Annotated in this window: 15 protein-coding genes; 5 read left to right on the top strand and 10 right to left on the bottom strand. The window is 61.8% G+C overall.

The annotated features are described in order from the left end of the window. Nucleotides 1–31: 31 nt before the first annotated feature. Nucleotides 32–2,728 carry a serine hydrolase gene (locus tag OHL13_RS08235; RefSeq protein WP_263409651.1) on the top strand — a complete coding sequence of 899 codons (2,697 nt, stop codon included), beginning with the start codon at nucleotides 32–34 and terminating at the stop codon, nucleotides 2,726–2,728. On the opposite strand, the gene cobA is transcribed toward OHL13_RS08235, so the two are convergent. The 3 genes from cobA to OHL13_RS08250 all read right to left on the bottom strand — a co-directional run bounded on the left by cobA (nucleotide 2,672) and on the right by OHL13_RS08250 (nucleotide 5,848). After that, complete coding sequence (gene cobA / locus OHL13_RS08240; protein ID WP_263409652.1) at nucleotides 2,672–3,478, bottom strand: uroporphyrinogen-III C-methyltransferase; 807 nt, start codon at nucleotides 3,476–3,478, stop codon at nucleotides 2,672–2,674. The genes OHL13_RS08235 and cobA overlap by 57 nt on opposite strands. Beyond that, nucleotides 3,475–4,110: a precorrin-2 dehydrogenase/sirohydrochlorin ferrochelatase family protein gene (locus OHL13_RS08245; protein WP_263409653.1), complete on the bottom strand. Its 636-nt coding sequence runs from the start codon at nucleotides 4,108–4,110 to the stop codon at nucleotides 3,475–3,477. The genes cobA and OHL13_RS08245 overlap by 4 nt, the downstream gene beginning before the upstream one ends. Nucleotides 4,111–4,174: 64 nt before the next feature. Beyond that, a complete protein-coding gene (locus OHL13_RS08250; protein WP_263409654.1) occupies nucleotides 4,175–5,848 on the bottom strand; it encodes a nitrite/sulfite reductase in 1,674 nt (557 codons plus the stop codon). A 289-nt stretch (nucleotides 5,849–6,137) separates the two neighbouring features. On the opposite strand from OHL13_RS08250, the gene OHL13_RS08255 reads away from it, so the two are divergent. Then, nucleotides 6,138–7,208, top strand: a complete 1,071-nt coding sequence (locus tag OHL13_RS08255; protein WP_263409655.1) for an oxidoreductase — start codon at nucleotides 6,138–6,140, stop codon at nucleotides 7,206–7,208. Nucleotides 7,209–7,283: 75 nt separating this feature from the next. Here OHL13_RS08255 and phoU read toward each other — a convergent pair whose 3' ends face one another. Together phoU and OHL13_RS08265 are read right to left on the bottom strand one after the other, a co-directional pair. Continuing rightward, on the bottom strand, nucleotides 7,284–7,958 hold the full coding sequence (gene phoU / locus OHL13_RS08260) for a phosphate signaling complex protein PhoU (protein WP_263409656.1): 675 nt from the start codon (nucleotides 7,956–7,958) through the stop codon (nucleotides 7,284–7,286). 41 nt (nucleotides 7,959–7,999) lie between these two features. Continuing rightward, complete coding sequence (locus OHL13_RS08265) at nucleotides 8,000–9,433, bottom strand: MBL fold metallo-hydrolase RNA specificity domain-containing protein (RefSeq protein ID WP_263409657.1); 1,434 nt, start codon at nucleotides 9,431–9,433, stop codon at nucleotides 8,000–8,002. Between the two features lie 153 nt (nucleotides 9,434–9,586). Between OHL13_RS08265 and OHL13_RS08270 the strand changes: the two genes are divergently transcribed. Continuing rightward, entirely contained in the window at nucleotides 9,587–9,919 is a 333-nt protein-coding gene (locus OHL13_RS08270; RefSeq protein WP_263409658.1) for a c-type cytochrome, read from the top strand. 63 nt (nucleotides 9,920–9,982) lie between these two features. Here the strand turns inward: OHL13_RS08270 and OHL13_RS08275 are convergent, their stop codons facing one another. Next, nucleotides 9,983–11,245, bottom strand: coding sequence for an MFS transporter (locus OHL13_RS08275; RefSeq protein ID WP_263409659.1), 1,263 nt, complete (start codon nucleotides 11,243–11,245; stop codon nucleotides 9,983–9,985). Nucleotides 11,246–11,596: 351 nt separating this feature from the next. Here OHL13_RS08275 and OHL13_RS08280 point away from each other — a divergent pair, with 351 nt between their 5' ends. Beyond that, nucleotides 11,597–12,619 carry a gluconeogenesis factor YvcK family protein gene (locus OHL13_RS08280; protein ID WP_263409660.1) on the top strand — a complete coding sequence of 341 codons (1,023 nt, stop codon included), beginning with the start codon at nucleotides 11,597–11,599 and terminating at the stop codon, nucleotides 12,617–12,619. 4 nt (nucleotides 12,620–12,623) lie between these two features. Beyond that, nucleotides 12,624–13,880 carry an MFS transporter gene (locus tag OHL13_RS08285; protein ID WP_263409661.1) on the top strand — a complete coding sequence of 419 codons (1,257 nt, stop codon included), beginning with the start codon at nucleotides 12,624–12,626 and terminating at the stop codon, nucleotides 13,878–13,880. A gap of 93 nt (nucleotides 13,881–13,973) precedes the next feature. Here OHL13_RS08285 and hrpB read toward each other — a convergent pair whose 3' ends face one another. The 4 genes from hrpB to OHL13_RS08305 form a co-directional block, all read right to left on the bottom strand. Further along, nucleotides 13,974–16,295, bottom strand: a complete 2,322-nt coding sequence (gene hrpB, locus OHL13_RS08290) for an ATP-dependent helicase HrpB (RefSeq protein WP_263409662.1) — start codon at nucleotides 16,293–16,295, stop codon at nucleotides 13,974–13,976. Between the two features lie 231 nt (nucleotides 16,296–16,526). After that, complete coding sequence (locus OHL13_RS08295; protein WP_263409663.1) at nucleotides 16,527–18,755, bottom strand: GH92 family glycosyl hydrolase; 2,229 nt, start codon at nucleotides 18,753–18,755, stop codon at nucleotides 16,527–16,529. A gap of 39 nt (nucleotides 18,756–18,794) precedes the next feature. Further along, nucleotides 18,795–20,432, bottom strand: coding sequence for an alkaline phosphatase family protein (locus OHL13_RS08300; RefSeq protein ID WP_263409664.1), 1,638 nt, complete (start codon nucleotides 20,430–20,432; stop codon nucleotides 18,795–18,797). A gap of 89 nt (nucleotides 20,433–20,521) precedes the next feature. Then, nucleotides 20,522–23,755, bottom strand: a complete 3,234-nt coding sequence (locus OHL13_RS08305) for a TonB-dependent receptor (RefSeq protein ID WP_263409665.1) — start codon at nucleotides 23,753–23,755, stop codon at nucleotides 20,522–20,524. Nucleotides 23,756–23,865: the final 110 nt, after the last annotated feature.

A 23,865-nucleotide genomic window follows, 5' to 3' on the forward strand; every position in this document is an offset into this window, starting at 1 on the left:
CACAAACGTGTCATTCTGAACGCAGCAAAGGATGACACCAAATTCATATACCTTGATTGGCAACCACATGCGTAAGTTCCTGGCTACCACACTTGCTCTCGTCGTCACCGCGCTTCCCCTATGTGCGCAGGATTTTTCTTCCATCGATACGCTGATGGCCGATGGCATCAAGGCCAACCAGCTTCCCGGTGGCGTGGTCTTGATCGGTCACGGTGGAAAGGTTGTCTTCCACAAGGCCTATGGCGACCGCAAGGTTGCAGGCGAGGTGAGCCCCAACGGCTCCACCGTCGCCGAGCCTATGACCGAGGACACGATCTTCGACATGGCATCGCTGACCAAGTGCATCGCCACTTCGACGGCGATGATGCAGTTGTACGAGCAGGGCAAGTTCCAGTTCGATGATCCGGTAGCGAAGTATCTGCCTGAGTTTGCAGCGAACGGCAAAGGCAACATCACCATCCGGCAGATATTGACGCACTACTCAGGCCTTGCGCCGGATGTGTCGTTGAAAGATCCGTGGGGACTGGCAAAGCCTGATAAAGCCGAAGGCATCAGGCGGGCGATGGAGTCTGTACCTGCTGGCCCGGCTGGCGTGAAGTTTGTCTATTCGGACATCAACTTCATCACCGCCGGTGCACTGGTGGAAAAGCTCAGCGGTGAGTCCCTGGATGTGTATGCGTACGAGCATGTTTTTTCGCCTTTGAAGATGACGCATACGCGCTTTCACGGCTTTGACCGCGCCTGTGGCCCCTCTATCGTCAGCGGTGCTGCTCGTGAACTGAGAACGGCGGATGGCTACCCGGTCTCAGTTATCTGCAATCCAAGCGGTTGGTACACCATCGATAGCGCGAACACCGCTCCCACCGCGCACGACGACGAACTGAACGCGCAGGTGAATCCCAACTTCGACCATCTTCTGCGCGGCACGGTGCATGACCCAACGACACGCCGCATGGGTGGAGTCGCTGGCCATGCCGGAGTCTTCTCCACCGCTGCTGACGTTGCCCTCTACGCACAGGCTCTGCTGGACAAGCTAGCCGGACGTCCGTCGAACTTCCCGCTGAAGACCGAGACGCTGAGGCTGATGGCGCAGCCTGAGCAGCCGGTGGGAGCAAAGTATCTGCGCGGGTATGGGTGGGATATCGATTCGCCTTACTCGCGTCCGCGCGGCGACCTGTTCCCTGTCGGCAGCTTTGGGCATACGGGCTTTACGGGAACGAGCCTGTGGATGGACCCGCGCTCGAATACGTACGTCATCCTGCTGGCGAATGCGATCCATCCAAGGGGGCGCGCTCCGGTGACGCCATTGCGGGGGAAGATTGCTACGGCTGCGGCGAAGGCGCTTGGATTGTATCGCATTTCCGAAACTAGTCGCTGCCCTCGCGGAACAATCTGCGACGATGTCGTTGTCTCAAGCGCGTCTGGCGAGATTCCAACTGTCCCCCCGGCACCAAAGACACTTCGTTCTGAAATCAGATCAGATTATGTGAGATACGAAGAGCCTGTTCTTCCAGGTATCGATTCGCTCGAAGCTGAGAGCTTCGCCCAATTGAAGACACTCGCCGCTCATCACGAAAAACATCTCAACATCGGCCTGCTCACCAACAACACCGGTACCGACCGCACGGGCAAGCGCACCATCGACATCCTCACAAGCGCGAAGGTTCCCGGCTTCAAGCTCACTACCCTCTTCTCTCCCGAACACGGCATCAACGGTGCGGAAGACCGCGAAGGCATCGAGTCGAGCAAGGACAAAGCCACCGGCATTCCCATCGTCTCGCTTTATAGTTCCGTCGCCGCACGGCATCCGAAGCATGAAGACCTTGCCAACCTGGACGCGGTCTTTATCGACCTGCAGGACGCGGGCTTTCGCTACTACACCTATGAAGCGCAGGTTGGCTACTTTCTGGAAGCCGCGGCCAACGAGGAGAAGCAGTATCACCACCGGCTGGACATCGTGATCCTGGATCGTCCGGCGATGCCTGCGGGCACAACTGTTGGCGGGCCGCTGTCGGATGCGGGGCACGATGCCTACACCAACTACATGGCCGGGTTGCCTTCGCAGAACGGCATGACGCTGGGCGAGGTGGCGCAGTACTTCAACCAGAACAAGCTTGGTGCGGACGGTAAGCCGCTCGAGGCTCCGCTGACCGTGATCCGCGTGCAGAACTACATCCGCGGCCTGTGGTTTGACCAGACCGGATTGCCCTGGCAGAACCCCAGCCCTAATTTGCGGACGATGAATGCGGTGACGCTCTACGCCGCGCTGGGACTGGTCGAAACCTCGTCAGCGTCCATCGGGCGTGGCACCGACGCACCGTTTGAGCAGTTCGGCGCTCCGTGGATCAAGGCGGATGAGGTGGTCGCGTATCTGAACGCGCGCAAGATCACGCAGGTGCAGTTTGAAGCGGTGACCATGAAGGTGACCGAGGACGAACACAAGTATCCGTTTCATGGGCAGTCGATTCCCGGCGTGAAGATGACTGTGACCGACCGCACGCGGTTGGACGGGCCTGCGCTGGGATTGGAGATACTCTCCGCGCTCTATCACTTCTACCCGGAACAGATGGGGCTGGACCGCGCCAACCGCCTGATCGTGAACCAGGCTACAGTCGATGCGATCAAGGCAGGCAAGGACCCGCACGACATCACGGCGATGTGGGAGCCGGGACTAACCGAGTTCCGCGAGAAGCGGGCGAAGGCCCTGATCTATAGTTATCTGCCCTGACGGGGCTTCGCGGGCTATCTGCCCTGAAACGATTGCCTCCAGCGCGCGTCCGATGAGCAGCAACACCGGAGCGTGGCCCGGATGCAGCGTGTGCATGGTGCCGACGCGCCCAGTCACTATGCTCTGCTCCGGCTGGCCAGCACGCGAGACCGCAACCACTGGCATGGACGCATCCATGCCGTTCGCCAGCAACTGCGCGCCCGTGCCGGCGAAGTCGCGGCCAGGCATATAGACGGCCAGCGTTGCTTCGTCATTCAATGTTCCCTGCCATAGCGGCGGAGCCTCTTTGCCTTCGGCATGCGAACCGGTTGCGAGGATAAGCCGCGACGAGGTGCGACGGTCTGTCAACGGAGTTTGCAGCGTGGCGGCAGCGGCGAAGACGGCCGAGACTCCCGGCACGACGACGGCTTCAATGCCCGCTGCGCGCAGAGCGTCCAGCTCTTCGGCGGCGCGGCCAAAGACCATGGGGTCGCCGGACTTCAGGCGAACGACGGAGAGGCCTTTGCGTGCCTCCTCTATCAGGATGGCGTTGATGCCCTGCTGCGTGATGCGGGCGCGGCCGCAGCGCTTGCCGACGGATTCGATTGCAGCGCCTTCGTGGATAAGAGCGAGTACGGCGTCGGGCACCAGATCGTCATGCAGCACCAGGTCGGCGGTCTGCAGCAGATGCAGCGCACGGACGGTCAGCAGCTCCGGATCACCCGGGCCTGCACCGACGAGATAGACAACGCCCTTCTGTGCGGAGGTCATTTCTGGGCCACCTCGGCGGCGTGTTCGCGCGCGATGATGCGCGAGGGGCAGTCGTCCTTGCCGCAGGTCTCGCGCTGGGCCAGCTTGTGGAGGATCCACTTACGGTCTTCGTTGGGCTCGGGCTCCAGTTCGATCACTTCGCGGCGGAGCTGGCCGACCTGCGCCAGCCAATCGCCGACATCGGCGGGAAGCTGCGCATCGATCTCCTTGCGGAGACGCTGCGCCAGCGCGGGAGATTCTCCAGCGGTTGAGATGGCGATCTGCAAGTGACCGCGCTCGACGATGGAGCCGTAGTAGAAGTCGCAGTAGGGCGGATCGTCGACCGCGTTGACCAGGATATCGGCGGCGCGGGCCTCGTCTACAACGGCGCGGTTAACGGCGGCGACGTTGGTTCCGGCGACGACGAGGAAGTAGCCAGCCGTATCTCCCGGCTGTACCTCACGCTCAAGCCACGTAATGCGGCCCGCGGCTGCAAGTGCGTGCACTTTGTCATTGGCTTCCGGAGCGATGACGGTAACGGTAGCTCCCGCGCGCAACAAGCCTTCCGCTTTTCCATCCGCGATGCGGCCTGCGCCGATGACAAGGCAGCGGCGGCCGTCGAGCTTCAGGAACATGGGGAAGAGACTGCTCATGGTGTTTCCTTGCTAAGTGATTCCCACCCACGCGTTGCGTGGATGGGGAACCCAGAGTGGTAGCTTACTCGCCGATCTCGGCCGGTCCAGCGCCAGCGAGCTGACCGCGCAGCACCTCGTCCGGCGTGCGTGCGAAGTAGGCGCGCAGGTTTTCACCCGTCTCGCGCGTGGCCAGATAGCCGCGCAGCAGGCGCTCGATTGCCTCAGGGACATCGGTTGCGGCGGCGCGATAGCCGATGGTGCGCGCCGGGCGCTGGTACTTGCCCACGGCTCCGCCCACTGCGAACTGGAAGGCGTCAACCATCTGGCCGTCGACCTTCACCTTCTTGCCTTCGAGGCCGATGTCGGCGATCCAGTGCTGGCCGCAGCTGTTGGGACAGCCAGTGACGTTGATGCGGATCTGCTGATCGAACTCCGGCATACGGTCTTCAATCTCGCCGACCAGCCACTTGGCGAAGCCCTTGGTCTCGCTGATGGCCAGCTTGCAGAACTCGGTGCCGGTGCAGGCCACCGTGCCGCGCCAGAAGGTTGAGCCCTCAACGCGCAACTCCAGCTTGCCCAACTCTTCGGCCAGAGCGGTGGCCTTCTCTGTCGGCACGTTGGGGATCAGCAGGTTCTGCATGATGGTGGTGCGGACTTCGCCGTTGCCGTATTCGTCGGCGAGGTCGGCGACTTTCTCAAGCTGCTCACCGCTCAGGCGTCCGCGCAGAACGGTCATGCCAACGGAGCTGAGGCCTTCCTGCTTCTGCTTGCGGATACCGCAGTGATCGCGCAGAACATCCTCAGGCTGCACTTCCTCAACGGCGGGATCGAATTTGAAGCCGACGCGCTTCTCCAGCTCTGCCGTAAAGCTCTCGGCCGTCCAGCCCAGCTTGCTGAACATGTACTTGATGCGGGCCTTGGCGCGGTCCTGGCGCAGGGCGTCCTGCTCTTTGTAGATCTCGAGCACGCCGCGGATGGCGGGGATGCACTGCTCGGGCTTCAGGAAAATAGGCAGGCGCACGGCCATGTGCGGCTCTTTCGACAGGCCGCCGCCGACGCGCAGGCTGTAGCCAATCTCATCGCCACGCTTGATGGCGGTCAGCGCCAGGTCATTGATCTCCGGGTAGGTGCACCAGACCGGGCAGCCGCTGACGCTGATCTTGAACTTGCGCGGCAGGTTGTAATAGTCGGAGTTACCATTCAGCTCGGCCGCGACGGCCTTGGCCATCTCGCTGGCGTCGGTAATCTCTTCGGCATCAATGCCGGCCAGCGGGCAGCCGGTCACGTTGCGGACCACGTCGCCGCAGGCTCCCTTGGGAGACATGCCGACCTTCTCGAGCTCCTCGACAATGATGGGCAGCGACTCGATGGTGAGCCAGTGCAGCTGGATGGCCTGGCGCGTGGTGACGTCGCACAGGTTGCGCGCGTACTTCTTGGTCAGGTCAGCCACAACGCGGGCTTGCTTGCTGGTCATGAAGCCGCCAGGGACGGCGATACGCATCATGAAGTACTCGCTGGCCTTGCCCTCGCCGCCAACACCGCCAACGGCTCCAATGCCGTCACCCTGCGTGTAAATGCCCCACCACTTGAAGTAGAGGTTTGCCCACTCCGAGGCCACGGCCTCACGGCCGCCCTTGGCGTAGCCTTCCACGTCAGACCAGTTGTCCCACGGATTTTTCTCAATCTTCAGGCGTTCAGACTTCTGGGCCTTGGTCTCTTTTACGGGCGCGGTCTGCGGTGCATCGGGCGACATCATGGCGTTGCTGGAATCCTTTTGATTGGGAGGTGTTTACGCAATGCTGCTGTTAAGTACAAAGCCCGCGAAGAGTACGCGGGCGCTGGCTGCTCAAAAACTTGCTCAGAGACAATTACGCGCAGCGGCCAACGGCCGTACAACAACACGCATTTTGCACTGTCTGCATGGCTTAAAGGCTAGCGGGGTGGAGGAAATGAGTCAAGTTTCCCGGCAATTCAGGGCACGCTGCTTCTCTCCTCTAGGACGTCTGTCCGGTCAACCAACCTGGATGATGCGCGATGATGAAGAGATGAGTGAGAGTGTCAACGTCGGTCTTATCGGTTACGGATACGCGGGTCGCGTTTTACATGCCCCGTTGATTCAGGCAGTCCCCGGCCTGCGTCTCAGTACGATCGCCACCTCCAGACCAGAGGAGGTGCGAGCGGCGCTGGGCGACGTGCGCGTGTGCTCTCCGCAGGAGTTGGTGGTCGCCCCACAGGTAGACCTGGTGGTGATTGCCACGCCCAACACCGAGCATTTTCCACTGGCCCTGGCGGCGCTGGAAGCGGGCAAGCATGTCGTGGTTGACAAACCCTTTACGCTCGACCTAGCCGAGGCGGAGAAGCTGCGCGCCGCGGCACTGCGCAACGACCGGCTGCTGACCGTCTTCCATAACCGCCGCTGGGAGAGCGAAGTTCTAGGAATCAAGGAGGCTCTGCGACAGGGCGTAACGGGCCGTGTGGCACAGTTTGACTGCCGCATGAACCGGTATCGTCCCACGGTGCGACAAAGGTGGAGGGAGACTCCTGGCGCCGGCGCAGGGCTCTGGTTCGATCTTGGGCCACACCTGATTGACCTCTCCGTACATTTCTTCGGTCTTCCGCAGCAGATCACCGCGTCCTTCGCGGTACTGCGCGAAGGTGGACAGACGGACGACTGGGTACACGTCATCCTCCACTACCCGGACAAACGCGTGGTTCTCGAAGCCACGAACATCGCCTCCGGATCGCTGCCCCGCTCTGTGCTGCACGGAACGCTGGGCACCTGGGTGAAGTACGGCATGGATACGCAGGAGGCGCAGCTGCAGGCAGGCATGTCTCCCCTTGCGCCGGAGTTCGGCATCGATCCTCAACCGGCTGTGTTCTACGCCGGCACCGGAGAAACCACGGAATGGCCCGTCCCGCGCGGCAACCAGTTGCCTTTCTATGAAGGCGTGCGCGATGCCATCCTCCAGCACTCCCCCGCACCGGTCTCCGCGCGGGACGCTCTCGCCGTCATGGCGATTCTGGAAACCACCTTCCGGGCCTGGGAGCAGCAGCGCACACTTCCGTTGGACTTCAAGCTGCCGCAGGATCTGGAATGGGGCGAATCAGAGCAGTAGATCTGTCAGCTACAGAACAAAGGGGTGCTCTTTCCAGGAGGGCACCCCTTTGGCTTTTGATGTCTGCAGAGATGCTTACTCGGCTTCAGCCAGCGTCATCTTGTGCCGCACGTCCGACCCGCGCACCCAGAAGATGACGTCTTCCGCGATGTTGGTCGCGTGGTCACCGGTGCGTTCCAGGTTACGGGCAATGATGATGGCATTCAGGGCGTGATCGGTCGTCTCCGGCTTCAGCATCATCAGCTCCACCAGAAGATCCTGCGCCTCGCGGTTCATCAGGTCCATCTCGTCGTCCATGGCCAGCACCTGGTCGGCGACCACCGCATCGCCTTCCACCAGAGCCTGGATGGCAAGACGGATCATCTTTCCGGCACGCTCGCCCATGCGCGTCATGTTGACCGGCAGGTCCACCGGCGGCAACCCGGCCAGCGAGCGGGCCCGCTGGGCCACGTTCACGCTCTGGTCTCCGATGCGCTCCAGGTCGCCATTGATCTTGATGACCGACAGGATGAAACGCAGGTCGATGGCCATGGGCTGCTCGCGGCTGAGCAGCTCGTAGGCCATCTCGTCCACTTCGCGTTCGGCGGCGTTGATGGCGGCCTCAATCTCCAGCACATGCTCGCAGAGCTGCATGTCGCCGTTGACGTAGGCAGTGACCGAGTACTCCAGCACCTGGTGGGCCAGCGCGGCCATGGCCAGCAGCTTGTCCTTCAGCGCGGCAAGTTGTTGGTGAAAATGGATGCGCGGCACGCGGTGGACCTCTGCTTTCTATTCAAACCGACAGGTACTTCTTATTCAAGCACGTATTCGTCGCCGCGCGCGGGACACTCCACCGGAAGCTTGTACCGCTTCTCAATCTCCAGCTTCAGTTCCTGTTGAGCATCGGGTTCGCCGTGCACCAGGAAGACCTTCTTCAGCGTCTTCGCCACCGGCTCCATCCAGTCCAGCAGCTCGCGCTGGTCGGCGTGGCCGCTGAGTTCGCCGATGGAGTCCACCTCGGCGCGCAGGCGCATCCACTCGCCGAAGATGCGAACCTCCTCCTCCTTGCGAACCAGGCGGCGGCCCAGGGTGTTCTCCGCCTGGAAGCCGGTCATCAGGATCAGGTTGCGCGGGTCGCCGATGGAGTTGCGCAGATGATGCAGCACACGGCCGGCCTCGCACATGCCGGAGGCGGAGATGACGATGTACGGCACGTGCATCAGGTTCAACGCCTTGCTCTCCTCCACCGTCTGCGTGTAGGTCATCTGCTGCCAGGCAAAGGGTTCGGTCAGTTCGGCGAAGGCGGTCAGTTCGTTGTCCCACTCCTCCGTGTGCTGCTGAAAGACCTTCGTCACCGTGGTGGCCAGCGGGCTGTCCAGAAAGACCGGAATCGCCGGAATCTTCTTTTCGCGCACCAGCTCGTGCAGCATCATCACCACCTGCTGCGACCGTCCGACGGCAAAGGCGGGCATCACAATATGTCCGCCACGCTTGATCGTCCGGTTGATGAGCGCGGCCAGCTTGTTCTTCACCGGTCCCATCGGCTGGTGAAGCCGGTTGCCGTAGGTGCTCTCCATGATGAGGTAATCGGCGGCTGGCGCCGTTTCAGGGTCCTTAATGATGGGCAGGGAGTTCCGCCCGACGTCGCCGGAGAAGAGTACGCGGACCGTCTTGCCCTGCTCGGTTCCCTCCACCAGCACGCAGGTAGAGCCCAGCATGTGCCCCGCGCCATACGGTGTAACGCTGAAGCCGGAGCTTTCCGAAGAACCTTCCAGCGTTTTGCGCTCATGGAGCTGCATCGGACGGAACAGTCCGAGCGCCGCCTGGGCATCTTCCGTACCGTACAGCGGCTCCACGGGCTTTTCCGGATGATCCTGCCCGACGGACAACCGGCGACGGGTGCGCTTGCGAATGAACTCGGCATCCATCTCCTGCACGTGGGCGGAGTCCTTCAGCATGGGGTCGCAAAGGTCGATCGTCGCCGGGGTGGCGTAGATCGGTCCGCGGTATCCCTGGCGCGCCAGCCCGGGAAGATTTCCGGAATGGTCAATGTGCGCATGAGAAAGAACAACTGCATTGATATCAGCAGGTTCCATGGCAAAGTTCGTGTTGATTTCGCGGGCTTCCTGGCGATGCCCCTGATAGAGTCCGCAGTCCAGAAGGATGTTCTGTCCTGCACACTCCAGATGATGAGAAGAACCTGTAACCGTACGGGCCGCGCCCCAGAACTGCACACGAATTGCCATGGCGGCAGCTTACACGTTCCGCCAAAGTAGCGTCGCGACTAGCGAACCAACAATCGAAACGTGTATCGTTCCATTGCATCCGCACTGCATTTCCGAGGTCATGCGGATAACCCCAAACGCAAGCCAATGTTCTTTCACGGAGCCTACGTCATCGTGTCTTCCCTGTGTCGCGCACTCTCTCTCGTCGCCCTCGCCGCAACCCTTTCCACCGCCGCCCTGGCCCAGGATCCGCCGGCCGCCGGCAAAGAGAACTTCAAGAAGAGCTGTGAGATGTGCCATGGCGCCGACGGCAAGGGCTCTGACATGGGCAAGATGCTCAAGGTCAAGGACCTGACCTCGGACGAAATCCAGAGCATGACCGACGACAAGATCAAGGACGTGATCAAGAACGGCAACGGAAGCATGCCCAAGTTCGGATCGAGCTTCAACGATGCCCAGATCGACGAGCTGCTGAAGGTGATTCGCAGCTTCAAGCCGAAGAAGTAACGTCTCACTTCAAAACAGAACGGCCCGGTGATGCCGGGCCGTTCTGTTTGCTGCAAAGAAGCATTAAAGCGCCTGCGACATATCCAGACCTTTGCGCTCCTTGGCCAGGGCGGTCATGATGGCCAGGACTACCGCGACAATGGCCACGGTTGCGCTGAGAACCACGGTCAGGTCGCCGCCGAAATGGATCTCGGCGATCTTTTCCTGGAAGACGTCGTTCCTGGAGGAGAGCAGGTTGCCAAGCTGGTAGGCGAGTCCGGGGAAGGTGGCGCGTACAGCCGACGGAGCCATCTCATTCAGGTAAGCCGGCACCACGCCCCACGCTCCCTGGATGGCGAACTGCATCAGGAAGCCGCCCAGCGCGATGAGGACGAAGTGATGCGTCCATGCCCAGAGCGGAATCATGGGGATCGCCAGCAATGCGGCCAGGATGATGGCCTTGCGGCGGCCGATCTTCTCTGACAGAGTGCCGAAGGTGATGCCACCCGCCAGGGCGCCAATACTGGAGACATTCGAGATCATGCCCTTCCAGAAGTCACTGGCGCCGCGGTCGGCCTGCAGGAAGGTCGGGTACAGGTCCTGCGAGCCGTGGCTGAAGGAGGTAAAGGCCGTCATCAACAGCACCAGGAAGACGAGCGACGGCAGGTAGGTCTTGATGTCCGCCAGTGTAAGGCCCTTGGAGGGAGCAGCCGTCGTCTGGCCACGGCTGGCCACCCAGGCGGGGCTTTCTTCGACCTTGCTGCGGATGTAGAAGACCAGCAGCGTGGGAGCAGCGCCGATGAGGAACATGATGCGCCACGGAGCCAGCGCGCCGCCGACGTGCAGGTGCGGGAAGATCAGGGCGTAGACCAGGCCGGCGATCAGGTTGCCGGTCACGTAGCCCTCCTGCAGCAGGCCCGAGAAGAAGCCGCGACGCTCCTTCGGGATGGACTCAAAGGCGAGCGCCGCGCCGACGCCCCATTCGCCGCCCATCGCGATCCCGAACAGGGCGCGCGTCACCATCAGCACCCCGATAGTTGGCGCGAAAGCGCTTGCCACTTCAAAGATGGAGAAGCTGATGACGTTGAGCATCAACGTCTTACGGCGGCCCCACCGTTCCGCAAGCGCACCGAACAGAAGCGCTCCCAGCGGGCGCATGGCCAGCGTCCAGAAGGTGCCCTCCACGATGACGGCGCGTTTGACGTGAAAGTCGGTGGCAATGGCCGTGATGCAGAAGTTGAAGATGAAGAAATCAAAGGCATCCAGCGACCAGCCCAGGAAGCATGCGATGAACGCATTCCTCTGCGACGGCGTCAGACGCTGTGGGGCGCTATGGGGATTTTTCACGGTGGCCCGATGCTACCACAGCCGGGAGTCAGTCTTCCTGCGTTGCTTTCCCTCCACGGAACGACAACATTGCGGCGGGAATCAGGACAACGCCGAGGCAGGCAACTAAAACAATCAGGTCTTTCATGAACGACGCTCCATCTCATGCCACTTCTGCCGTTCTTTTCTGGAATCCTTCGACGGTCAGAGCTGATCAAGCTTATTAGCCAGAAGTCATCATTGCAAACAAACCAAAGTAACTCAAGGAGCGTATCCAGGAAGTTACTAGACACAATTTGTTCCATTCTGGGATGCCGCAGATTCTCAGAAGGATGGTTCGGGTGCTTCCTTCTTTCCCGTACACTGGCGGGAATGTCGTTTGCTCCCCCCATTTCCCTGAGAGGCGTTGCCATTGGCGGTGGTACCGGGCTTTCTACCCTGCTTCGCGGGTTGAAGCGGTATGTCGCCCTGCCCGGAGCCCCCGCTCCGGCCTGCCCGGGTGGCCCATGCCGTCTCTCCGACCTTGCGGCCATTGTCACGGTCATGGACGACGGCGGCTCCTCCGGCCGTCTGCGCGAGGACTTCAACATGCTCCCCCCGGGCGATGTGCGCAACTGCCTGGTTGCTCTCTCCGAGGACGAGCACATGCTCTCCCGCCTGTTCCAGTACCGCTTCGGACAGGGTGAACTGGAGGGCCATTCGCTGGGAAACCTGTTTCTGGCCGCGCTGGACGACCTGTGCGGCGACTTCGCCCAGGCGGTGCAGCACTCTTCGCAGATTCTGGCCACGCGCGGACGGATCTATCCGGTGACGACGGCCAATGTCTCGCTTGCCGCGCTGATGGACGACGGCAGCCATGTCCATGGCGAGACCCGCATCACCGCCAGCAAGCGCCGTATCCAGGAGCTGTACCTGGAGCCCGAGGAGGCGCATCCACTGCCGGAAACACTTGCCGCCATTCAACAGGCAGACCTGATCAGCCTGGGGCCGGGATCGCTGTACACTTCGCTGATTACCAACCTGCTGGTACGCGGCATTCCGGAGGCGATTGAGACCTCCAGGGCGACGCGCATCTACATTTGCAACCTGATGACGCAGGCCAATGAATCGCTGGGGCTGACCGCCTCGCAACATATCCAGAAGATCATGCAGCACTCCGGCGAGCGGCGCCTGTTCGACTACGCGCTTGTGAACACTGCGCCCATTAGCCCGCAGTTGCTGGAACAGTACGCCCGCGAGGGACAGACGCCGATTGCCGCCGACCTGGAAGCCATTCGCGCGCTGGGCGTGGAACCGGTGACGGGCAACTTTCTCTTTGAGGGCACGGTGCTGCGTCACGATTACGACCGCGTGGCGGAGACCATGCTGCAACTTGCCGTGAAAGGCAGGCCATAACTCCGTGCTGAAGCGATCGAAAGAATGGCAGGTCCTGCTGCTGCTGGTCGCGGCCATGGGCATCTGCTTTATTGATCGCGGCAGCCTGTCGATTGCACTGACCAGCCTGAAGCGTGATCTGCGGCTGGATGAGCGGCAGCTGGGTCTGCTGAGCTCAGCCTTCTTCTTTTCCTACACGCTGATGCAGTTGGCCGTCGGCAAGCTGTTGGAGTGGTTCGACGCGGCGAAGGTCTTCGGTTTCGCCTTTGCCATCTGGTCACTGGCTACAGCGGCCACCGGACTGACGCGCGACCTCCACCTGTTTGGCATCACCTTTTCGAGCTTTGCCGTATTGTTCGCGCTGCGGCTGGTGCTGGGCTGTGGCGAGTCGGTCAGCTTCCCTGCCACGTCAGCGCTGATCACACGGCTGTTTCCGGAGTCGCTGCGCGGCACGGCCAACAGCCTGATCGATGTGGGCACCAAGATCGGCCCGGCGCTGGGCATCATGGCCGGAACGGCCATCGTCGCCTCGCATGGATGGCGGGCCATGTTCCTGGTGCTTGGCCTGGGCAGCATGTTGTGGATTCCGCCGTGGTTCCTGGCGACGCACTCCATCAAGGTCGCGAAGCAGGCTGAACGCGCCTGGTCGCCCAGCTACCTGCAGGTGGCCGCGCAACGGCAGTTCTGGGGCGCAGCCATTGGCCACATTGGCAGCAATTATGCCTGGAGCATGTTCGTCAGCTGGCTGCCCTACTACTTTGAACAGCGCTACCACTTCACGGCGGCGCAACTGGTCTGGATCAGTTCGTTGCCCTTCTGGTGCCTGTCGCTGGCCTCGATTGTGGCGGGCGTTGCTTCTGACCGGCTGGTGCAAAGCGGACGCAACCCGGTGATGGTCCGCAAGAGCACGGTCTGCATCGGCTGCGTGGTCGCAGCCATTTCGCTGATCGTCGTAGTCGCGTCGAACCAGCAGACCGTCAGCATCAGCGCCATGATGATGGCCAGCTTCGGGCTAGGACTTTTCACCAGCAACAACTGGGCGCTGACGCAGTTGCTGGCAGGCCCCAGGGCCGCCGCGAAGTGGACCAGCCTGCAGAACCTGTTCGCCAACCTGTCCGCGACACTCTCAGCCTGGCTGACGGGCGTGACGCTGGCGGCGACGCACAGCTTTGGAGCGGCGTTCTCCATCGCAAGCGGATTCCTGCTGGTGGGGACGCTCTTTTACTGGTTTGTGATCAATGCGCGTGGCCAGGTTTACTGGCAGCACGAACCAGCCAGCTAATAGCCATTGTCATTCCGACCGAAGGCGCATAGTGCCGCGGTGGAGGGACGATAAAACCGCCCTGCTCGGTCGAAATGACAGGGTACGGGCGACCTAAAGCGGATTTTCCGGCCACTGGTGGCGCGGGTAGCGCCGCATCAACTCGCGGCGCACCTCCGGATAGAGGCGTTGCCAGAAGCCGGCAAGGTCCGTTGTTGTCTGCACCGCGCGGTGGTTGGGCGCCAGCAGATGGACAACTACCGGCGTCTTCTCGCGGCCGATGCGCGGGGTCTCCTTCATCCCGAAGAAATCCTGCAGGCGCGACTCGATCCATGGCGGTTTTCCCTGGTCGTAATGCACCTTCACCCAGCGACCGCCGGAGAGCTTCAGCTTCGCGGGGGCGAGATCATCCAGCCGCCCGGCGCGTTGCTCCAGCAGCGGCAGCAGGCCGGTTGCGGCGGTCTTGCGGAGTTCGCTGAATCGCGTCAGGCCGTAGCAGAGCTCGCGCAGGGCGGGTTCGATCTGCAGCTCGCCGTTGCCGGCGAAGGCGACGCGCGCCTGCAGTTCGGCCAGAGCTTCGGGATCGACGAAACGTTCCACACCGAGCGTAATGGCTTCGTGAGCCAGTGTGGCGGCGGCCTCTTCCGCAGTGGCGGGGCCGCGTGACTCCTCCAGCACCAGGCCGTCGTAGCTCAGCGAGCTGATGGCCTCGGCGCGCTCGCCCTCGCGGTTCCAGACGACCTCGCGCTTTTCCTCCACACGCTCCGGGAAGAGATCGATCAGCCACTCCGGCTCCATGCGCGCCGTCAGGCGGATAAGCGGAGCACCGCGCTCCTTGCGGTCTTCCGCGTCGAGCGCGACCAGAAACTCATACGGTCGCGGATGCCCGTTCACCTCCGCGCCGAGGTTACCCGGCAGCAGTACGGTGTTGCCCGTGCGGCGGCGGGCAACACGATCCGGAAAGCCCGCGAGCACGCTGATCAGCAACGCGTCGTCATCGTGCTTCGCCTGCTTTGGAGGACGTGCCGTGCGCTTGAGCTGGTCGACCTGGCGGCGGACGCGGTCGTCCATCGGCTGGTCGAGCGCCTCGAGGATGTCCCCCTTTTCGATGCGAACGCCGGAAGCCAGCAGGCCAGCCAGCGCGCATCCGCTCTCTCCTACACCGCGCATGATGGCTTCCTGTACGACACGGGCTAGGCGCGGCTCGACCGGAAGACGCGCAAGCTGCTTTGCCGAGTCGCCGGTAGCGCCCAGACGGTCAAGCAGTGCATTCGCGGCAGCAAGCGCTTCTTCGGGAGGCGCATCGAGCCATGGAATTTCGTCGGCACGAACATGCATGGCGCGCAGGCCCAGCAGAAGGCCGCTCAGATCCTCGCGGGCAATCTCCGGGGTGGCTACCTCGGGACGGCGGCGGAAGTCCTCCTCGGCGTACAGGCGGATGACGCGGCCAGGAGCCGTGCGTCCGGCGCGGCCTGCGCGCTGTTTGGCCGATGCCTGGCTGATGCGCTGAATCTCCAGCACCGGCAGACCGGTCCAGTGCGAGTGCCCGGCGATGCGCGCCACGCCGCTGTCGATGACGGCGGTGACGCCTTCCACCGTCACCGAGCTTTCGGCCACGTTGGTAGAGAGGATGATCTTCTGCTGGCGCTGTCTGGTGACGGCGAGGTCCTGCTCGGCGGGGGTGAGTTCGCCGTAGAGCGGCGTCAGCAGCAGGTCGCGGCGGCGGGCCAGAGGTTCCAGTTCCCGTTGTGCCCGGCGAATCTCGCCGACGCCGGGAAGAAAGACGAGGGTGTCGCCGGTCTCGCCCTCGGAGAGCAGGGTCTCCACGGCGCGGGCGACCTGTTGTTCCAGCGGGGTGGCGGAGTAACCGGCGTAGTCGATGGTGATGGGAAAGGCGCGGCCCTCGCTGGTGACAATGGGGCAGTTGTCCAGGTAGCGCGCGATGGGCGCGGCGTCCAGCGTGGCCGACATGACGACGATCTTCAGGTCGGGCCTCGTCGTGGCCTGCAGCTTCTTCAGCAGGGCCAGCGCGAGGTCGCCATCGAGGTGGCGCTCGTGGAATTCGTCCAGCACCACGGCGCTGACGTTGGTGAGGGCGCTGTCGGAGAGGAGGCGGCGGGTGAGGACGCCTTCGGTGACGAAGCGCAGGCGGGTCTTCGCGGAGGATACCTCTTCAAACCGCACCTGGTAGCCGACGGTCTCGCCGAGGGGCTGGCCCATTTCCTGCGCCACGCGGCGAGCGGCCATGCGGGCCGCGATGCGCCGTGGCTCCAGCACGATAACCTCGCCGGGAACGATATTCAGGAGGGCGGGTGGGATGCGCGTGGTTTTGCCTGCGCCGGGTGCGGCTTCAATGACGAGGGAGGAAGAGGCTTTGAGATGTTCGAGGACCTCCGGCAGGATGAGATCGACCGGAAGTTGAAGTGCTGCTTTCACTCTTTCATCGCACCATGCGGAGGGTAGGGCGTCAAATCGAGCCTCACGTCAGGACACGGCTTTAGCCGTGTCTATAGCGGCGACAAAAAGCTGCGGCTTCAGCCCCTGCGGTAATACTCCCCTCAGGGGCTAAAGCCCGCTGTAGCTGCATCTCTAGCGGCACGGCTAAAGCCATGCCCTGACGGGTGCTGGCCTCACCGTCCGGTAAAGCCAGTCACGATCAGTGGTTGCTTACGCCATCTCAAACACAATCTTGCCGCCCTTCACCAACTCCGCATGGTCGAAGGTTAGCTCTTCGTGCTTGTTGCCGTTGAAGTGGACCTGCTTGACCAGTGCGTCTTCGGCGGATTTGCGTTTGGCTTCGATGGTCAGCGTCTTCCCTTCTCCGACGTGGATCGTGGCCTTGTCGAAGATTGGCGTGCCGATGTCCCACTTGGCTTTGACCGGGTCGACGGGGTAGATGCCGAGGGCGCTGAGGATGAACCAGGCTGACATCTGGCCGCAGTCTTCGTTGCCCTGCATGCCGTTGGGCTGGTTGTCGTACATGGTCTCCATCAGGCTGCGGAGGCGCTTCTGCGCCTTCTCCGGTGCTCCGGCGTAGTTGTACAGGTAGGCGATGTGATGGCTGGGTTCGTTGCCGTGGGCGTACTGGCCCACCAGTCCGGCGACGTCGGGCGGCATGTCCGCGGGCTGCGTCGGGTCGGCTGAGAACAGGTCGTCCAGCTTCTTCTCGAGAGCTTTTTTGCCGCCCAGCATCTCGGCCAGGCCTTCGGGGTCGTGCTGCACGCTGAAGGTGGTGACCCAGGCGTTGGACTCGGTGTAGTCGCGCCACTTGCGGCTGACGTTGATGGCGTTGGGAGCGAAGGGGCCGGCCCAGTGGCCATCGGAGTAGCGCGGACGGATGAAGCCCGACTCCTTGTCGTACAGGTTCTTGTAATTGCGCGAGCGCTTCAGCAGCATCTCGGACTCCTGCGTCTCTCCCGCCGCCTTGGCGATGGCCGCTACGGCGGCGTCGTCGTAGGCATAGTCCATCGTCTTCGAGGCGTTCTCGTCGCTGACATCGCAGGGCACATAGCCGTACTTGCGATAGCCGCCGAGGCCGCGGTAGTCGTCTTCCATGGCGCGCTTGCGGAAGATCTTGTATGCCGCCTTGGCGTCAATGCCCTGGAAGCCCTTGACCAGCGCCTCCGCCACAACCGGAGCCGAGTGGTAGCCGACCATGCAGAAGGTCTCCTTCTGTTGGAGCGGCCAGATGGGAACGCCGCCGGGGCTCTGCTCACCTTCGCGGATCAGGCAGTTGACCAGGTCAGGCACCTTCTGCGGGGCGATGAGCGTGTAGAGCGGGTGCAGAGCACGGTAGGTGTCCCACAGCGAGAAGGTGGAGTAGTTGCGCATGCCGGCGGGCAGATCGTGCACCTTGCCGTCCATGCCGGCGTACTTGCCGGTGACGTCGTCAAAGAGCGTGGGCGCCAGCATGGTGTGGTAGAGCGCCGTGTAGAAGATCTCCTTGTGGCGCGTGTTGCTGCTCTCCACCTGGATGGCGCCAAGCGCCTGCTCCCATGCCTGATGGGCCTTGTGCTGAACGGCGTCGAAGTCCCAGCCGGGAACCTCGGCGTTCAGGTTGGCCATGGCGCCCTCTGTGCTGATGCCGGAGATGCCGGTCTTCACCAGGATCTTCTCGCCGGCCTTGGTCTTGAAGCGGGCAACGCACTTGATGCGCGGCTGCGAGGAGGTGTCGCCCGCGACGGGCTTATCGTCGACGAAGATCTGCACGGCATCAGCCGGGCGGGAAAACTGCATGGCGAAGTAGATCTCGCGACCGGGCGACCAGAGCTGCGTGCTGCGGCCTCCGGTCAGGGTGCGGCGGCCTTCCACCTTCAGCCTGGCCCAGTTGATCTTTGTAGGGTCGCCGTCGATCAGGTGGGTCATGTCGAGCATCAGGGTGGCCGAATCCGACTGCGGGAAGGTGTAACGGTGCACACCGCAGCGCTCGGTCGCGGTCAGCTCGGCCAGGATGCCGGAGTCCTTCAGCTTGACGGAGTAGTAGCCGGGGCGGGCGACTTCGTCGTCGTGCGAGAAGGCCTGCTGGTAGTCCGATGCAGCCAGCTTGACCGGGCCGACGTGCGGAACAACGAGGAAGTCCAGCATGTCCGACGCGCCGGTGCCGCTGAGGTGAGTGTGGCTGAAGCCGAGGATGGTCTTGTCGTCGTAGTGATAGCCGGAGCAGTGATCCCAGCCCTTGACGCCGGTGTCCGGGCTAAGCTGCACGGCGCCCCACGGCATGGAGGCCCCGGGGTAGGTGTGTCCGTGACCGCCGGTACCGATGGCGATTTTCACATACCTGGTAACGTCGCTGGACGAGGCAGATTTTGCGAACGCTTTGAGGGGGAGAGCATCGGCTACCGCAAGACCTGCGGAGACCGCGGACAGAGAACCTAAAAAGCTGCGCCGTGTAATCACGGCTAGAAGCCTATCAAGAGTCTCCCTGTCCGCGCATCCTCACTTTGTCCTAGATGGCGCCTCAATCTCGGGCTTAATGGCCTGCGTCAGCACATGACCGACAGAGGCTGAGGGCTGGTTGATCCTGAGCAGCGACGCGAAGGTGGCGGCAATATCCACCGGCGCGACGCGGTCATGATAGGTGCCGGGAATGAAGGCCGAACCGTAGAAGTCCAGCGGGACGTGACGGTCATACGAATAAGAAGAGTAGTGCGTCGTACCCGTGGCCGCACCCGGCATCTGGTACTCACCGAAGATGGCGAAGACCTGCCATCCGCCGTTGGGCGAGTAGCTGTGCTGCAGAAGGCGGCCTAGATCGTTATTGGGCAGATCACCCTTGGCCATCTGGACCTTGGTGAAGACCTGACGGATGAGGGGCTTCGATGCGGGCCTGGAACCCGGCAGGCCCGGCTGCGATTTCGCCATCACCTCCGGCAGCATGGCGGCAACCATGTTTTCCGCGTCTACTTCGCTTATCTTCAGCTTCTCAAAGACCCGCTGGTCCAGCGGGAACCAGGCGTATTCCCCGCCCTGCAGCAGGAACTTCTGCGGGTCACCCGGCGAGAGCTTCTTCGTCAGTTCCTCGTTCATGGCATCGATCAGGCCAGCGTAGGAGAATGCATTGGCCGGCATGCCCAGCTTCTGCGTTTCGCCGGGAGCGGGAGCAACGCCGTGGTCGCCCGACATGGCAACCCACACATTGGCCATGCCACCGTCCACATGCTTGTCCAGCCAGGTAAAGAACTTGTCCAGTTCAATATCCGCTCCGTCCAGCAGCGCACGCTGCTTCGGGTCGTTCGGCCCGACGGCGTGACCGAGAATATCGGTCGACGACAGGCTGATGGTCACCATGTCGGTGACGGCATGCTTGCCCAGCTGCTCGGCTTCGATGACAGATTCGGCAAACTCCAGTTCATAGCGCACGCCGGTCGTGGTGGAACCGACCTCGCTGTAGAAGTTCAGCCCCTTGCCGCCCACTTCCTTAATGGCTTCCTCGGTCTTGCCGCTGGTGTTGAACTTTGCCACGTAGGCGGGCAGTTCCTGCATCCAGTAGGTGGAGGTGATGAACTTGCCGGATTTTGCATCGATCCAGAAAGCACCCTGCGTGGCATGTCCGGAGGTAAGAATCGCGGCGCGGTCTTTCAGCGAGATGCCGAAGACCTTTGCCTGGCCATGCGTGGCCAGCACAATCTCGTCCCCAAGTGTGGAGGCCATCTGGTTGCGCGGCGACTGGCCGGGCGTGATGGGAGATCCGGTAGGGGCGCCAACGACCTTGTAATCATCGTCGTCGACGGAGGAGTAGACATGATCGGTCGAGCGCGAGAAATCCCACCACTGGTTAGCCTGGATGCCGTGACCATCGGTGTAGGCTCCGGTACCGATGGTGGAGTGACCGGGCGCGGTATGCGTGTTGGCGTAGTCGTAATAGCAGTCCGTAAAGTGAGCGCCCTTTTTCAGGAACAGGTTGAAGCCGTTGGCGGTCTTGAAGTCGTCGCGATAGCGGTCAAGATAATCGCCACGCATCTGGTCCAGCACCAGGATGACAACCAGCTTGGGTTTGGCGTGATACTCATCAGCCACTGCCGAAACACACACCGTCATGGCCATTGCCGCTACTGCTTTACCGAACCAACGCATTCTGGAAAATCCTCTCGTACAAAGCATACATACAAACAAAAGCGGCAGACGCGGAACCCGCATCTGCCGCCCTGCTTCCTTGCCACTTGTTAGAACAGTATCTTCGCACCGAACTGCACGATACGCGGGTCGAAGGTGCTGGTGATGGTGCCGCCTGCCAGGTTAGCACCGCTTGCGCTGATGCCGCTGCCGGGAGTGGTGAAGTTTGTGCGGTTGAGGGCGTTGTACAGCTCGCCGCGGAACTCTACCTTCAGGCTCTCAAGCGGTGTGGCAAAGCGCTTGTTGATGGCGAGATTGAGCGAGGTGAACATTGGTCCGCGACCGGGGTTGCGGCCCATGTTGCCGAAGGGGTTGCCGCCAGCCGCAGGCAGCTGGATTGCGGCAAGGTTGGTGTACTGCAGCGCCGTACCGGTCGACCGCGATTTATCAAGGCTGGTGAGAGGTACGCCCGTAACACGGTTCGGACGGTACAGGTTCGCACCACGGAAGCTGGCCGCGATACCCGATACCTGCGTTGCCGCTGCCGGGGTGTAGTTGATCTGGAAGGGGAAGCCGCTCGACGCCGTGTTGATGGCCGAGATCTGCCACTGTCCCAGCACCTCGTCCAGGAAGCTGCTGGAGTTCATCCAGCGGCGTCCCTTGCCGAAGGGCAGTTCGTAGACCAGAGAGGTGACGTTGTAGATGGGCTGGTTGTACTCCGACTGGCTGTAGTCCGCGCGCAGGTCGTAAAAGTTCTGCGGCGACGGCGTGTTGGATTCGAGCGATGCACCCGCGTTGTCCATCGCGTGCGACCACGTGAAGGAGTTCAACAGCGTGAGGCCGGCCTTGCTGTGCTGCTCGTAGCGCACCTGCAGCGAGTTGTAGTTGGAGTAGGCAGAGTGCAGCGCGATGGTGATGTCGCCCCACGTCGGGATGGGACGGGCAAAGTTGTTTGCCGGGTTCTTCTGGTTCGAGTTCGCAAACTGCAGCAGCTTCAGGCCGCGGTTGCCAACGTAAGCCACATCCACAAGAGCGCCGTACGGCAGCACATGCTGCACATCCAGGTAGTAGTTGTGCACATAGCTGTCGCGGAAGCGGTTGGAGTCGATGTAGGTAACATTCGCTGTAACCGGGTTGAAGCTCAGGGTTCCCTGCGGGAAGCCCTGGTCCATGCGAACGTAGTTCGGGTTCGCCGCGCCATTGGTACGGGGCGTCTGAGAAACCGTTACGAACAGTGCATACGGAGCGTTGATGGCCAGCAGGTTACCCGAACCGGCGCGGTCATAGTGCGAGTAGCTGATGCCATAGCCGCCGCGCAGAGCGGTCTGGTGGCCAAGGTCATACGCGAAGCCAAAGCGCGGAGCAAAGTCGTTCTTGTCCGGCTGGTAGCCGTAGCGGTTGCCGCTCTGGTTTACCGTGACCATCGATTGCGTTGAGGGATCAAAGTTCGACTGACGGTTCAGAGCGTCGTAGTAAGGCGTCGTGTACTCGTAGCGGACGCCCATGTTCAGCGTCAGCTTCGGGCTGACCTTCCAGTCGTCCTGGAAATAAGCGAAGTTGGACTGGTTGCGCAGGCGGGCAACGAAGTAACTGGAGAGCGTGTAGATATTGGTCGCACCGAACAGGAAGTCGGCCACGTAGTTGTCAGAGTTCGCCGAAGCGGTAGAGGCATCGCGGCTGAAGCCGCCCGCGTAGCTGAAACCGCCGTACAGCGGATTGGTGTCCTGCACCTTCATCCAGATTTTCTGGTACTCATACCCAACCTTCAGTGAGTGACGCTTCACTACCCACGAATAGTTGACCTTCGGATCGAGCATGATGGGGTTCTGGAACTGCGGATTCGTCGACTGACGGCCAATGCCGGTAAAGCCTGTGATGGAGATAGAGGGAATACCACCGGCAACGGTAGGATCGGTCGGCAGGCCAGGGAAGGTGAAGCCGGGGTTGGTACCGATGGAGAGCGAGTACTTGCCGGCGGTGGTCTGCGACAACCCAAGACGCACATCGAGCAACTGGTTGGAGCCGATCACGCGGTTGTATCCAACCGCAATCTGCTTGTTGAAGATACGCTGTGCGCCGTTCGAACCACCGTCCAGCGGCAGACCAAAGATCGGATAATCGATCGCATTCTGCTTCAGGACGCTGACGCGCACGAAGTAGGAGTTCTTCTGGTCCGGAATGAAGTCGAGACGAAGATCGCCCTTGTCCGAGTAGTTACGCGAGCGCTGCAACGTGGAGTAATTGTTCGTCAGCGCCGTACCCGGATTCAGGTTCCGCATCAAGCCGGCAATGGTGCGGGAAGCGGTGGAGATGTTCGGGTCGTTCAGGATGCTGGTACCGGCAGCGTATTGCGTCCCGTTATAGGGATTGATCACGGTGCGCGAGAAGATGCCGTTCAACTGGCTGATCTGCGGCAGCGTCGCCGTTGCAGCCTGCTTGCGCACCTGGCGGAAGGCTTCGTAATCGACAAAGAAGAAGAGCTTGTCCTTGAGGATCGGACCGCTGATGTTGCCGCCGAACTGGTTGCGGTTGAACTGCGGCTTCTGCCCACCGGCCGGACGGAAGAATCCGGTTGCGTTCAACGCGGTATTGCGGGCGAACTCATACACGCGGCCGTGGAGCTTGTTGGTTCCCTGCGCGAAGGCAACGTTGATGACGGCGCCGGAGGCACGTCCATATTCGGCAGTCTGGTTGTTGGTGACGACCTGGAACTGTGCAACGGAGTCTGGCGCGGGCTGGATGATCTGGTTCGAGAAGCCCTGGTTCGACGAGCCGTAGGCATTGTTATCCATACCGTCGAGCAGGAAGTTGTTGAAGATGGAACGCTGTCCGTTCACGTTGAACGAACCCTCGCGCACCAGGCCGGTGTTCGAGGTGGAGGACAGGCTGTTCGCCGCGGCGCGGACGCCGGTCGAAAGACCGATCAGGTCAGAGTAGTTGCGGCTCACCAGCGGCAGGGCAGCCGTCTGGTAGTTGGTGACAATCTGGCCGCGCTGACTGGTGTCGGTCTCCAGCAACTGGGCGGCAGCGGTCACTTCCACCACCTGCGAGGTTCCGCCGACGGTCAGTGTGGCATCCACGCGCTGACGTGCAGCAATGCTGACGGCGACGCTGGGGACCGTGGTCGAAGAAAAGCCTTCGCGTGCGATTTCTACTTTGTACGTACCGACGCGCAGCGCAGGGACTTCGTAGTCGCCGCTGTCATTGGTGGTGCGCGTGGAGACAACACCGGTCGCGGTGTTCGTAACAGTAATTGTTGCGTTGGGAATCACAGCCCCAGAGGCATCCCGAACCGTTCCGAGGATGCTGCCGTTCTCATACTGCGCGTGGGAGATCAACGTCAAACCAAAACACACGTATACCGCAAGAAGTAGTCTCGCTATGGATCGCATGTCTGGGAAGTTAGGCAGTAAACATTGCAGCCCGATGACTGCATTGTGAAGAAAGTGTTGCA

The sequence above is a fragment of the Terriglobus tenax genome (genome assembly GCF_025685395.1).
GTDB lineage: Bacteria > Acidobacteriota > Terriglobia > Terriglobales > Acidobacteriaceae > Terriglobus > Terriglobus tenax.